The organism is uncultured Cardiobacterium sp., from assembly GCF_938028185.1.
Classification (GTDB): domain Bacteria; phylum Pseudomonadota; class Gammaproteobacteria; order Cardiobacteriales; family Cardiobacteriaceae; genus Cardiobacterium.
In genome coordinates this window covers 1-12,122 of record NZ_CALJAH010000118.1, presented here as the reverse complement: position 1 = coordinate 12,122, position 12,122 = coordinate 1, and the positions used below count along the sequence as shown (strand labels likewise).

Here is a 12,122-nt window from a genome sequence, read left to right as displayed (position 1 = left end):
CACCCCCAGCCCCTCCCCCACAGGGGGAGGGGAGCCGATTGACGGGGATGCGGGTGGTGGTTGTCTTTGGAGGGGGAGGCGGTGTGCCGGGGCACAACCTGTAGAGTAGCGGGGTGGTGTATGTAAATTCAGAGGGTGCGGGCGATGGCAGCGGCGAGCTGGTTGATGGCCTGCGCGGTGGCAGCGACGATGCTGTCCGGGTCGCTCTGCGGCAGCGGCAGTTGTTGTTGGTATTCGTGGTTGGTGGGCGCGGCGTCGCTGCCGCGTTTGCTGGTCTGCCATTGGGCGCTGATGCGGTAGCGCTGGTTGGGCGGGTCGGCGATGAGTTCGCGGATTTGGATGTCGATCAGTACGTCCGGGCGGTTGTTTTCGGCGAGCGGGTAGGTGTAGGTGCGGCTGTTGCCGGTGGCACCGGCTATCGCCTGGCGCAGCACGTCGCGCAGGTTGTCGCTGAAGGGGTAGGTCCAGTGGTGGCTTTTGTCGCGGGTGATGCGCCCTTGCTGGTCGTACCAGACGAGGTATTCGCTGTCGTAGTAGGGCGGCAGTTCGGTGTAGCGGATGGCGGTCGGCGTGCCTTGCCGCGTCGGGGTGGTGCTGATGTCCGGGCGCAGGCTGTGGTAGGTGTCCGGGACGCTGCCGCAGGCGGTGAGGAGGCAGGCGGCGAGGATAAGGGGGATTTTGGGGAGTGTGGTCGCTGCGCGGGTTTTATACATCCCTTCGTCGTCGCTACGCGGGTTATTGGCTGCCCCCACCCCGGCCCTCCCCCACAGGGGGAGGGGGCATATCGGCGGTATTTTGTGCTGCGGTTTGGCAAAGATGTCTTGTCTTTCTGTATTCCACCATTTTTTATGCTTTGTAATCAGGTCGGTAAGGCGCATTTTATTCTCCCATGATGAGGACGTTCGGTTTGTCGTCGATTTTGCGCATGACGTCGTTGATGCTTTTCATGCTGCGCTGTACGGTTTTCAGGGTTTCTTGCAGGCTGTAGGTCAGGTTGCTTTCCGGGCCGATGTTGTACAGGGTTTGTTCAAGCTGTTTGCCGAGGGTTTTCATTTGTTGGTTGAGCTGGGTCAGGACTTTGTCGGTGCTGTCGCCCGCTTTCTGGATGCTCACTAGGGTTTTGTCCAGTTGTTTCAGGGTTTGGTCGAGGTGGCGGAAGGCCGGGCTGGTCAGGGTGTTTTTCAGCGCGGCGGTCGCGTCTTTGGTGTTGGCGGCGATTTCTTCCAGCGGCAGTTTTTTGACGGTGGTGACGATGCTGTTGATGTCGTCGGTCAACTGGCTGATGCTGTCGGCGCGCGACGGCAGCACGAGGTAGTTGCTGTAGGTGTCTTTGCGCAGGCTGCGGATGTCGTCCGGGTATTGTTTGAGGGTGATGATTTTGTCGCCGGTGATGAGGTTGCCGTTTTCCAGGGTCGCTTGCAGGCCGTGTTTGACCAAATCTGCGACAAGGTTGCGGTCGCGTTTTTCCTGGCGGTTGACGCGGTCAATGCGGTCAGGTTCAAGCGCGATGAGTACCGGGGTGACGGCGGTGTTGGCGGTTTCGTCGTAGAGCAGGCGGATGTCGATGACTTCGCCGATGTTCATGCCGTTGAAGTACACCGGCGCACCCTGGCGCAGGCCGCGCGTGGTGCTGTCGAAGTAAACGACGTAGTACTCTTTTTCAAAGCCGGTGCGTTCGGTGCTGGCGCGTTCGTTTTCAAAGAGGGTGTATACGGTGCCGGGGCTGGCCGGGGTGTCGTTGGTGTTGAGCGTGGTCGGGGTGCTGAAGGTGATGCCGCCGCGTACCAGCGCTTCCAGTGATTGCATTTCGAGGTTGGCGCCTTCCGCGCCCATGCTGAAGTTGATGCCGCTGACGTTCCAGAATTTGGTGTTGTTGGTGATGAGGCGGTCGTAGGGCGCGTGGATGAAGGCGGTGAGGTAGAGGTTGTCGTAGTGTTCACTGAAGCGGATTTGTTCGATTTGGCCGACGGCAATGCCGCGGTAGTAGATGGCGGTGCCGACGTTCACCCCGCGCGCGTCGTTGGTGAGCAGGCGCACGCGCAGGCCTTCTTCGGTACTCTGGATTTGCGGCGCTTCGTCGAGGCCGGTGAAGTGGTTGGCGCGGTCTTCGTCTTTGCCGGGGCTGACGGTGATGTAGTTGCCGGAGACGATGGTGCCAAGCCCGGTGATGCCGCTGGCGCTGATTTGCGGTTTGACGATCCAGAACTGGCTGTCTTTTTTCAAAAGCGGCTCGGCGGTGCGCAGCATTTGTGCGGTGACGATGATTTGTTTGAGGTCGTTGGAGAGGTCAATGCTGGTGACGGTGCCAACTTCGAGGTCTTTGTAGCGGATTTTGGTTTTGCCCGCTTCGAGGCCTTCGGCGCTGGTAAAGGCGATTTGGATGATGGGGCCGATTTGGCTCAGGCGCGACCAGGCGAGCCACAGGCCGATGCCAAGGGCGATGACGGGCAGCAGCCAGAGGTAGCTCAGTCGGTTGCGGGCGATTTCAGGTTCTTGCATTGGTGTTCCCGGTAATGGTCCCAGATGAGGCGCATATCGAAGGTTTCGGTGGCGAGCATGGTGAAGACGACGACGGCGGCGAAGGCGAAGATGCCTGGCGCAGGGTTGATTTGCGCGAAGCGGCCATGCACCAGGGCGCCAAGCAGGGCGACGACGAAGACGTCAATCATCGACCAGCGGCCAACGAAGTGGATGAAGCGGTAGAGGCGGGTTTGCAGGCGCGGCGGACGGCGCGGGGTTTGCCGCGAAAGGAGGTAGAGCAGCACGGCGATTTTGAAGAAGGGGGTGAAGATGCTGGCGAGGAAGATGACCAGCGCGATGGCGTAGGAGCCGTGGTGCCAGAGCAGGGCGATGCTGCTCATGATGGTGTCGGCCTGCGGCGGCTGGGTGAGGTAGGTGGTGTTGGTAATCGGCAGCAGGTTCGCCGGGAAGAAGAGGATGATGGCGGTAGCGAGGTACGCCCAGGTGCGGTTGTAACTCGCCGGTTTGCGCCGGTGCAGGTGGCCGTGGCAGTGCGGGCAGCGGCGGGCAGGTGCGCGGACGACGGTGGCGCAGTCGAGGCAGAGCAGCAGGCCGTGGGCGCTGGCGGTATCGTTAGAGACGGTAGTCTTCTTCATAGGCGAGGAATACGGCATCGCTCAGGTCGAAGCGCAGGGTGACGAAGACGGAGCAGAACATCAGCGCGCAGAACGCCCAAAAGCCGGGCTGGAAGGTGATGCTGGCGATTTGCAGGATTTTGACGAGGGTGACGACAACGCCGATGAGGTACACCTCCAGCATATTCCACGGCGCCATGTGCGTCATCCAGTGCAGGAATTTGTGCGAGATGTCGTTCAGAAAGCGGTAGCGGAAGCTGATGATGACCCACAGCACCGCGAGCAGGTACCACAGCGGCATGACGATGATCAGCATACAGACGAGGATGCCGAGGATGTGCAGGTCGTTGTCAAACAGCGCCTTGATGCTGGAGAAAACGGAGATGGTGGTGTCGTCGCCGCTCAGGCTCAGGGTGATGAAGGGGAAGCTGTTGGCGATGATGAAGAGGATGAGTGCGGTCAGCGCGTAGATGAAGGCTTTGCGGAAATCGGCGAGGCCGTCGTCAATTTTGCTGCCGCAGTCGGTGCAGTAGGCGTTTTCGCCACGGCGCAGCGCTTTGCGCTGGTAGAGCGCGTCGCAGTAGGGACAGGCGAGGAGTTCTCGTTGCGGCATGGTTTTGCAGAAATGAAAAAGTCTGGCACCGGAAAGGTGCCAGACGGATTGGGATTGCCGGAATCAGTTGCGGTTGAAAGCAGTCAAGATGTTGATCAGACTGAGGAACATATTGAAGATGTTGATGAACAGGTTCAACGTCGCAATGATGTAGTTGGTTTCCTCACCGTGAATGATGTTGCTGGTGTCATAGAGGACATAGCCTGAGGAAATCAGCAGGAATCCGGCGGAAGCGGCGACACTCAGCGCGCTCATGTTAAAGACAAACGCGCCCAGCATGGCGAGGAATACCACAAAGATGCCGGTAAAGAGGAAACCGCCCAAGAAGGTGAAATTGGTGCCGGTGAACAGCACGTAGGCGGACAGCCCCAGGAAGAGAATGGCAGTACCGACCAGCGCCTTGACGATAATGCTGCCCATGCCGGCTCCCATCAGCAGGGTCAGGATGTTGGAGATACTGAAACCGAGGAAGCCGGTGAGGGCGAAGAGGAGGACGATGCCGAGGCCGTTGTTGCGGTTGGCAGAAACGGCGGGAATCAACAGCACCCAGCCGATGAAATACAGCCAAAACGGTACGTTCACCTTCATCAGCATACCGACATAAGCGCACGCTGCGCTGAACAGCACGTTCATGGCGAGCAGGATGTAAGTTTGGCGCAGCACCTTGTTGCGCGCGAGGATGCCGTCCTGGGAGATGGCTTCAATAGTGCGGGGGTTCATGTTGTTCATGAAAGCTCCTGTTTAAGGGTTGAGGGTTGAAAATACAAAAATTGTGCAAGGATTGTAGGGGGTTGGGCGAAACTTGTAAAGCAGGCGGAAATTAGCATTTCACCAGCGAACAGACTTCAATATTGCCCAGCTTGTCGCGCCCGTGCAGCCCTTCGATTTCCATCAAAAAAGCCGCGCCGATGACATTCGCGCCGAGACTGCGCAGCAGCTCGATACAGGCGGCCATCGTGCCGCCGGTGGCAAGCACATCATCGACCATCATCACGCGTACCCCTGATTTGACGTCATCTGTGTGAACTTCAAGGGTGTCCTGGCCATATTCCAAATCAAAAGTGATGCGGCTGACCTCACGTGGCAATTTGCCCGGCTTGCGCAGCGGGATAAAACCGATGCCGAGGCGCTGCGCCAGGGCGGAGGCAAAAATAAAACCGCGCGCTTCCGGGCAGGCAAGCACATCGGGCTGATGGCCGCTTTCCTCGCAGAACTGCGCCATCTCCTCAATGGCAGCGTGGAAGCCGGGGCCGTCGGCGAGCAGCGGGGTAATATCCTTGAAAATAATGCCCGCTTTCGGATAGTCCGGGATGTCTTTAATCAGCGAATGCCAGGACATGAGATGATTCCTTGTACAGTTGAAAAGCCGCATTCTAACGCATCGCGCAGGCTTGCGTGTGGCGGCGTTCGTCCCCACAATGCCCCCTTTTTCGGAGACCCGACCCCATGCAAACCCCGCGATTCATGCAGCGCGACGAAGTGCCGCTGCAATCGCTCTACGAACACAACTACTGGCTCTTCCGCCTCCTCCTGCCGCAACCGCCCGCCGATGACGCCTGGTACATCCTGCGCGCGCCACAGCGGGCGGCCATCTACCTGCGCTGCATTGGCCGCCACGCCTACACCAGCGAATGGCTGCTCGGCCATTTCTACCCGCAGCGGCAACAGCGCCGCTTCGCCCCCGACTACCGCATCCGCGTCTATCACGACGCGCGCCTCGCTGAAGCGATGCTTGACGCCGACCTGCCGATACGCCAACAGCGCGCGGCAAAGCGGGCGCAAAACCGCGCGCTGGCCGAATGGCTGGACTACTGCCGCCGTTACCAGTACCGCCTCGCGGGCGTGGCACAAACCGTGCCGCTGGTGGACGTCGCATGAACCGCGTGGAAAACCGCCGCCGTCGCCTCATCCTGCTGACCATCGTCCTCGCGGGCGTCGCCGCCTTCATCCCCGGCATCCTGTTGCCGATGATGACCGTGCAAAAACTGGTGCTGGTGAAAAACACCTTCACCGTCCTCTCCGGCATCGGCGCGCTGCTTGCCGACAAAACCTTCGGCCTCGGCCTGCTGCTGCTCGCCTTCAGCGTCCTCTTCCCGCTCGGCAAATTCGCGCTGATGGCGGCATACCTCTACTACTACCCTCCCATCCCCGCCGCGCTTGCCCGCTGGCAGAGCTGGCTTGGCAAACTGGCGAAATTCTCGATGATAGACGTCTTCTTCGTCGCGCAAATGCTGATGATCCTGAAGCTCGGCTGGTTGGTGGAAGTACAAATCCACAGCGGCATCTACTGGTTCTCCGCCGCCGTCCTCTTCTCGCTCGTCGCCGGCATTGCGATTGAATACGACCTGAAAGCACGGCTGGCGACGCCTACGCCATAGCGGTCCCCTCGCCTGCGAAGGAGGGGCAGGGCGGATTTTATAGCCATCTTTACAAAGCCTTGTGCGGCGACGCGCCTTGTCTGAAACTTTCGGTGGATGGCTATATCGCTATTTCCACAGATGAAAAATCCCCGCCGGAGCGGGGATTTTTGTTAGCAGGCGCAATCAGAAGTGGTACTGCTTGCACAGTTTGCGGAAATCTTCCGTCTGCTGGCGTACCCAGTTTTCGTCTTTGCCCAGTTCGGTGGCGATGTAGCGCGCGACGTCTTCCGCGACCTCACTCGCGGCGCGGGCATCAAGGAAGAGCAGGCGGATACGGCGGGCGAGGACGTCTTCCAGCGTTTGTGCCATTTCTTCGCGCACCGCCCACAAGGCTTCGGCGTAGAGGAAGGGGTGATCCGGGTGGATTTTGCTGCCCGCTTTGGCATCAGCCTGGGCAAGCGCTTCTATCGCTGCGCGGTCGCTGCCGTAGTAGCCGAGGTGGTTGCCCATGTCCGCCGGCGCATGGCCGTGGATTTTCAGTTCGGTGGTCTGGCAGGGTTTTTCCGGCAGGGTTTTGTCCTTGATGGCGGCGTCAATCGCGTCTTCGGCCATTTGCCGGTAGGTCGTCCATTTGCCGCCGATGATGTCCACCATGCCGGACGGGGTGACGTGTACTTTGTGGCTGCGCGAGACTTCTTTGGTGCTTTTGCCGCTGTCTTTCGGCGCGGCAAGCGGGCGCAGGCCGACGTAAACGCTGCGGATGTCGGCGCGGGTCGGTGCCTTGACGAGGTAGTCTTTGGCGGTGTTGAGGATAAAGTCCACTTCTTGTTCGAGCGGTAGCGGTTCGTATTCGGCGTTTTTGACGAGGGTGTCGGTGGTGCCGACGACGAGTTTGTCGTGCCACGGTACGGCGAAGAGGACGCGGCCATCGGAGGTTTTCGGCACCATCAGCGCGGAGTCGCCGGGGAGGAAGCTGCGATCGATGACGATGTGTACGCCCTGGCTGGGGACGATGCCGTCTTCGGAGTGCGGGTCATCCATATGGTTGATTTCATTGGCGAATACCCCGGTCGCATTGACGACGCAACGGGCGTTTACGGTAAATTCGTCGCCGGAGAGGGTGTCGCGTACTTTGACGCCGCTGATTTTGCCTGCTTCGTTTTTGTTGAGACCGATGACTTCGCAGTAGTTCACCACCGCCGCGCCGTGCTCAACGGCGGTTTGCGCGAGGTTGATGGCGAGGCGGGAGTCGTCAAACTGGCCGTCGTAGTAGCAGACACCGTTGCGCAGTTTTTCCGGCTTGACACCTTCGAGCAGTTTGTTGGCCTCAGCTTTGCCGAGGTAGCGGGTGTGGCCGATGCCGAGTTTGCCGGCGAGGCGGTCGTAGAGCCAGAGGCCGAAGGTGTAGTACGGCGCCGTCCACCATTTTTCGCCGGGGATGATGAAGGCTTCGCTTTTGAAGAGGTGCGGCGCGTTTTTGGCGAGACGGCCGCGTTCGCGTAGGGCTTCGCGCACGAGATCGACGTAGCCTTGCGCGAGGTAGCGCACGCCGCCGTGAACGAGTTTGGTGCTGCGGCTGGAGGTGCCTTTGGCGAAGTCGCGGCGCTCCAGCAGCAGGGTAGAGAATCCGCGGGTAATGGCATCTACCGCGATGCCGAGGCCGGTCGCGCCGCCACCGATGACGACGACGTCCCAGGTTTCTGCGCTTTTGGCGCGTTCGAGATTCTCTTGTCTTTTCATAAAATTGTGCTCCTTTAATCAGATTTTTACCAGAAACTCACTGGAGATGTGCGTATTTTAACACCCGCATTCACACTCATCACAAAGAAAGTAAATTTTGAGGGCTAAAATCCCACAACAACGGCGCTTTCGTTACAATAGTTACTCACACGTCATCCACAAGGAATCCACATGAAGACGCTCGCCCTCATTCTCGCTGCCGGTCAAGGCAAACGTATGCACTCCGCCCAGCCCAAAGTTTTGCAGCCGGTCGGCGGCAAGGCGATGATTGTGCATTTGCTGGAGACGCTGCAAGTGCTCGCGCCGACGGAAAGCGCGGTGATTTACGGCCATCAGGGCGAGCAGTTGCGCGCCTGCATCGCCCCCGCCTGGCCGCAGTTGCGCTGGATTTTGCAGGCGGAGCAGCGCGGTACCGGCCACGCGGTGCAGATGGCGCTGGATGACATCGCCCGCGCAGACCTCGTCCTCATCCTTTATGGCGACACGCCGCTGGTGCGCGCGGAGACGCTGCAACGGCTGCTGGAGGCGGGGCAGCAAAACGGCTTTGCCCTCTTGACCACGGTGGTGGACGAGCCGCACGGTTACGGGCGCATCGTGCGCAATGCGGCGGGCGAGATGACCGCCATTGTTGAGGAAAAAGACGCGGGCGACGCCGAGCGCGGCATCCGCGAAATCAATACCGGAATGATGGCGGTGAAAAGCGAGTACCTCCGCCGCTATTTGCCGCAATTGCAGGATTACAACGCCGCCGGCGAGTTTTATTTGACCGACCTCATCGCGCTGCACGTCGCCGCCGGTTGGCGCGTCGTGACCGTTCCCGCCGCCGATAGCGCCGAGACGATGGGCATCAACACCCGCGCACAACAGGCACAGGCGGAAGCGGTGTGGCGGCAGCGGCAGGCACAGGCGTTGCTGGAGGCAGGCGTTACCTTGATTGACCCGGCGCGGATTGACGTGCATGGCACGGTCAGCGCCGGGCGCGATGTGGTGATTGAGGCGAATGTGGTGCTGAAAGGCGCGGTCAGCCTTGGCGACAATGTTTATATTGAAAGCGGCTGCGTGCTGGACAGTTGCACCATCGCGGCGGGCGCGCGCATTTACAGTCATTCGCGGCTGGAGCATTGCGAAGTGGGGGCGAACGCGCAAGTCGGGCCGTTCGCGCGGCTGCGGCCGAAAACGGTGCTGGCCGAAGGGGTACGCATCGGCAATTTCGTCGAAACCAAGGCGGCGAATGTTGGCCGTGGCAGCAAAATCAACCATTTGAGCTACATCGGCGACGCCACCCTCGGCAGCGCGGTCAACATTGGCGCGGGGACGATTACCTGCAATTACGACGGCGCCAACAAATACCGCACCACCCTCGGCGACCGCGTTTTCATCGGTTCGAACAGCGCGCTGGTCGCCCCGGTGCACATCGGCGACGGCGCGACCATCGGCGCCGGTTCGGTCATCACCAAAGACGTCCCGGCGGAGCAACTGGCGCTGACGCGCAGCGAGCAGAAAACCATCAGCGGCTGGCAACGGCCGGTGAAGAAGGGGCATTGAGATTGTTTGCGGCGTTTTGTATATGGTCGGTCGCTGCGCGGGTTGTTTGCTGCCCCCTCCCCAACTCTCTCGCACTACGCGCGAGCTGTTCCAGTCCCCCACGGGGGAGGGAGTTGACCTGCGTATGCCCGCAGAATGACGCTCGCAACGGGCATAATCGCAAACGCCCTGTGATTCACTTTTCCGCCGTAGGAAGTGTGATTCGACGAAATTGCGTACATGGGCTTTCATCTCCTGTTTTGGCTGTTTGCTGTTCGTGCAGAAAACGAAAGCCTGTCAAACAGCGGAAAGGCTCCCTCCCCCGTGGGGGAGGGCTGGGGTGGGGGCAGCCAATAACCCGCAGCGCGACAAAAAACGATGTCAGGTATGAATCAATACCCCATCTGCGAAAGGCGCTTTCCAAAATAGTACCGGGAGCCATCCATAACCCCGTTTACATACACCCTGAGCGCTCAGGTGTATGTATAAATTCCGCCATCCAAAAGAAGGACTGAAATGACAGACACTTCCCCCAATACCCAGGTGAAACGCCACCTGAAAACCCGCCATCTGTCGATGATTGCCATCGGCGGCTGCATCGGCACTGGCCTCTTCATGGCAAGCGGCAGCGCCATCCACGACGCCGGCCCCGGCGGCGCGCTCGTCGCCTACGCCGCCATCGGCCTGATGGTCTATTTCCTCATGACCTCGCTCGGCGAAATGGCGACCTGGCTGCCGACCTCCGGCTCGTTCGCCACCTACGCCTCGCGCTACGTCGATCCCTCGCTCGGCTTCGCCCTCGGCTGGAACTACTGGTTCAACTGGGTCATCACCGTCGCGGTGGACGTCTCCATCGCCGCCGTGGTCATCACCTACTGGGAGCCGCTGCGCTTCCTGCCGCCGTGGGGCTGGAGCCTGATTTTCTTTGGCCTCATTTGTCTCTTGAACGCCTTTTCCGTGCGTGCCTACGGCGAATCCGAATACTGGTTCGCGCTCATCAAAGTCGTCACCGTCATCATCTTCCTCTGCATCGGCACGCTGACCATCTTCGGCATCCTCGGCGGCGAGTACGTCGGCTTTAGCAACTTCACCGCAGCAGGCGGCCCCTTCCTCGGCGACGGCGCGGGCGGCCATTTCCTCACCATCCTCGGCGTCTTCCTCATCGCCGGTTTCTCCTTCCAGGGGACAGAACTCATCGGCATCACCGCCGGCGAAACCGCCAACCCGGAAGAAAGCATCCCGAAAGCGGTCAAACAAATCTTCTGGCGCATCCTCATCTTCTACATCCTCGCCATCCTCGTCATCGGCCTGCTCATCCCGCACACCAGCGACGAACTGCTCGGCGCGGACATCGGCGCGGGCGCGGAAAACATCGCCAAATCGCCCTTCACCCTCGTTTTTGAGCGCGCCGGATTCGCCTTTGCCGCAGCCGTGATGAACGCGGTTATCTTGAGCTCCGTGCTGTCGGCGGGCAACTCCGGGATGTACGCCTCGGTGCGGATGCTCTACGCGATGGGCAAAGACGGCCTCGCCTGGCCAGTTTTTGCGCGCACCACCCGTGGCAGCGGCGTACCGCTCATCGCCCTGGCATCCACCGCTGCCGTCATCCTCGGCCTCTTCCTGCTGCAACTGAACGAAGAAATCGGCAAAGACCTGTTCGACCAGTACATCATCGCCGCTTCCGGCCTCACCGGCTTCATCGCCTGGCTCGGCATCGCCATCAGCCATTACCGCTTCCGCCGCGCCTTTGCCGCGCAAGGCCGCTCGCTCAGCGAACTCGGCTACCGCGCCAAATGGTTCCCCTTCGGCCCGCTTCTGGCGCTCACCCTGTGCGTGCTGGTCATCATCGGCCAGGACACCGAGCTGGTGCTGAAAGGCGACCTCAACTGGAAACGCCTCGTCGTCACCTACATGGGCATCCCGGTCTTCCTCGCCTTCTACCTCTACCACAAGCTGCGCTACCGCACTCACAAAATCCCGCTGCAGGACATTGACCTGCGCCGTGACGCGGAATAACACGCAAAAGAAAACCCGCCACCATGGCGAGTTTTGAAAATTTGGCGTCTGCGGGAGTGGGGGATTTTTCAATTGTAAACAGCCTTTAGCGTGGCATTGGCGCTCCGGCAAACCACCAGGCGGTGGCGATGCCGGAGAGGAATCCCCAGATGTGTGCCGCCCACGAAACTTGCGGCTGATATTTGAACAGCGACGCCAGCAGTCCACCGTAGAGGAGGAAGGCGGCAATGGCGGAATAGAGCGCCCACGGGTCGTGGATAAAGGCGGCGTTGGCGAGGAGAAAGCCAAAGAGGGCGAAGACGAGGCCGGAGGCGCCGAGCATGATGGCGTTGCGGCCAAAGAGCCAGACGCCGAGGCCGCTGCCCGTCGCTGCAAGCAGCAGCAACAGCAGGTATTTATGCAGCGGCAGCAGGTTGGCGCTCAAAAAGCCCATGATGGCAAGCGGAATGCTGTTGGAGAGCAGGTGCGCCCAGTCAACATGGAAAAATGGCGCGGTGTATATCGCGGGCAGACTGAGGAAATGGCGCGGGCGGATGCCGAGGAATTGGCGCAGACTTTTGAAGGTGAGGCGATCCAGGACGAAGCCTGCCCAGATGAGGGCGAGCAATGCCAGCAGTGGATATTTGGCGGCATATTTCAGCCAGAGTTGGGGGTTAAGGAGTTCGGGGTTCATGGACGGAATGATTTTTCAGGGTGCGGTCAGGGGCTGTTTGCAATTGAAAAATTCCCTCCCCTGCAGGGCGAAGCCCGCAGCGGGGGAGGGTTGGGGAGGGG

Annotated in this window: 12 protein-coding genes; 4 read left to right on the top strand and 8 right to left on the bottom strand. The window is 60.2% G+C overall.

Going from position 1 to position 12,122, the window contains the following annotated elements:
* Positions 1-128 precede the first annotated feature (128 nt).
* From Q0349_RS03805 to Q0349_RS03780, 6 genes are all read right to left on the bottom strand, one after another.
* Complete coding sequence (locus Q0349_RS03805; protein WP_298079551.1) at positions 129-752, bottom strand: membrane integrity-associated transporter subunit PqiC; 624 nt, start codon at positions 750-752, stop codon at positions 129-131.
* A 127-nt stretch (positions 753-879) separates the two neighbouring features.
* Positions 880-2,499, bottom strand: coding sequence for an MlaD family protein (locus Q0349_RS03800; protein WP_298079550.1), 1,620 nt, complete (start codon positions 2,497-2,499; stop codon positions 880-882).
* Positions 2,466-3,116 carry a paraquat-inducible protein A gene (locus Q0349_RS03795; protein WP_298079549.1) on the bottom strand — a complete coding sequence of 217 codons (651 nt, stop codon included), beginning with the start codon at positions 3,114-3,116 and terminating at the stop codon, positions 2,466-2,468. Before Q0349_RS03795 ends, Q0349_RS03800 begins: the two co-directional genes overlap by 34 nt.
* Positions 3,094-3,708, bottom strand: a complete 615-nt coding sequence (locus Q0349_RS03790; RefSeq protein ID WP_298079548.1) for a paraquat-inducible protein A — start codon at positions 3,706-3,708, stop codon at positions 3,094-3,096. The genes Q0349_RS03795 and Q0349_RS03790 overlap by 23 nt, the downstream gene beginning before the upstream one ends.
* A gap of 63 nt (positions 3,709-3,771) precedes the next feature.
* Positions 3,772-4,428 (bottom strand): Bax inhibitor-1 family protein, encoded by a 657-nt coding sequence (locus Q0349_RS03785; protein ID WP_298079547.1) that lies wholly within the window; start codon positions 4,426-4,428, stop codon positions 3,772-3,774.
* A gap of 100 nt (positions 4,429-4,528) precedes the next feature.
* On the bottom strand, positions 4,529-5,047 hold the full coding sequence (locus Q0349_RS03780) for an adenine phosphoribosyltransferase (RefSeq protein ID WP_298079546.1): 519 nt from the start codon (positions 5,045-5,047) through the stop codon (positions 4,529-4,531).
* A gap of 107 nt (positions 5,048-5,154) precedes the next feature.
* Here Q0349_RS03780 and Q0349_RS03775 point away from each other — a divergent pair, with 107 nt between their 5' ends.
* A complete protein-coding gene (locus Q0349_RS03775; RefSeq protein WP_298079545.1) occupies positions 5,155-5,586 on the top strand; it encodes a DUF1249 domain-containing protein in 432 nt (143 codons plus the stop codon).
* Positions 5,583-6,086: a paraquat-inducible protein A gene (locus Q0349_RS03770; RefSeq protein WP_298079544.1), complete on the top strand. Its 504-nt coding sequence runs from the start codon at positions 5,583-5,585 to the stop codon at positions 6,084-6,086. The genes Q0349_RS03775 and Q0349_RS03770 overlap by 4 nt, the downstream gene beginning before the upstream one ends.
* A 165-nt stretch (positions 6,087-6,251) precedes the next feature.
* On the opposite strand, the gene Q0349_RS03765 is transcribed toward Q0349_RS03770, so the two are convergent.
* Positions 6,252-7,808 (bottom strand): glycerol-3-phosphate dehydrogenase/oxidase, encoded by a 1,557-nt coding sequence (locus Q0349_RS03765; protein WP_298079543.1) that lies wholly within the window; start codon positions 7,806-7,808, stop codon positions 6,252-6,254.
* Between the two features lie 171 nt (positions 7,809-7,979).
* On the opposite strand from Q0349_RS03765, the gene glmU reads away from it, so the two are divergent.
* Both glmU and Q0349_RS03755 read left to right on the top strand, forming a co-directional pair.
* A complete protein-coding gene (gene glmU, locus Q0349_RS03760) occupies positions 7,980-9,353 on the top strand; it encodes a bifunctional UDP-N-acetylglucosamine diphosphorylase/glucosamine-1-phosphate N-acetyltransferase GlmU (protein ID WP_298079542.1) in 1,374 nt (457 codons plus the stop codon).
* Between the two features lie 495 nt (positions 9,354-9,848).
* Positions 9,849-11,348, top strand: a complete 1,500-nt coding sequence (locus tag Q0349_RS03755) for an amino acid permease (protein ID WP_298079541.1) — start codon at positions 9,849-9,851, stop codon at positions 11,346-11,348.
* 85 nt (positions 11,349-11,433) lie between these two features.
* Here Q0349_RS03755 and Q0349_RS03750 read toward each other — a convergent pair whose 3' ends face one another.
* Positions 11,434-12,021: a rhomboid family intramembrane serine protease gene (locus Q0349_RS03750; RefSeq protein WP_298079540.1), complete on the bottom strand. Its 588-nt coding sequence runs from the start codon at positions 12,019-12,021 to the stop codon at positions 11,434-11,436.
* Between the last annotated feature and the right edge of the window lie 101 nt (positions 12,022-12,122).

Bases quoted from the DNA above. Each gene is read 5' to 3' on its own strand.
- Q0349_RS03755 (WP_298079541.1), top strand. From the start codon at position 9,849: ATGACAGACACTTCCCCCAATACCCAGGTGAAACGCCACCTGAAAACC.
- Q0349_RS03785 (WP_298079547.1), bottom strand. From the start codon at position 4,428: ATGAACCCCCGCACTATTGAAGCCATCTCCCAGGACGGCATCCTCGCG.
- Q0349_RS03750 (WP_298079540.1), bottom strand. From the start codon at position 12,021: ATGAACCCCGAACTCCTTAACCCCCAACTCTGGCTGAAATATGCCGCC.
- Q0349_RS03765 (WP_298079543.1), bottom strand. From the start codon at position 7,808: ATGAAAAGACAAGAGAATCTCGAACGCGCCAAAAGCGCAGAAACCTGG.
- Q0349_RS03780 (WP_298079546.1), bottom strand. From the start codon at position 5,047: ATGTCCTGGCATTCGCTGATTAAAGACATCCCGGACTATCCGAAAGCG.
- Q0349_RS03775 (WP_298079545.1), top strand. From the start codon at position 5,155: ATGCAAACCCCGCGATTCATGCAGCGCGACGAAGTGCCGCTGCAATCG.
- glmU (WP_298079542.1), top strand. From the start codon at position 7,980: ATGAAGACGCTCGCCCTCATTCTCGCTGCCGGTCAAGGCAAACGTATG.
- Q0349_RS03800 (WP_298079550.1), bottom strand. From the start codon at position 2,499: ATGCAAGAACCTGAAATCGCCCGCAACCGACTGAGCTACCTCTGGCTG.
- Q0349_RS03790 (WP_298079548.1), bottom strand. From the start codon at position 3,708: ATGCCGCAACGAGAACTCCTCGCCTGTCCCTACTGCGACGCGCTCTAC.
- Q0349_RS03795 (WP_298079549.1), bottom strand. From the start codon at position 3,116: ATGAAGAAGACTACCGTCTCTAACGATACCGCCAGCGCCCACGGCCTG.
- Q0349_RS03770 (WP_298079544.1), top strand. From the start codon at position 5,583: ATGAACCGCGTGGAAAACCGCCGCCGTCGCCTCATCCTGCTGACCATC.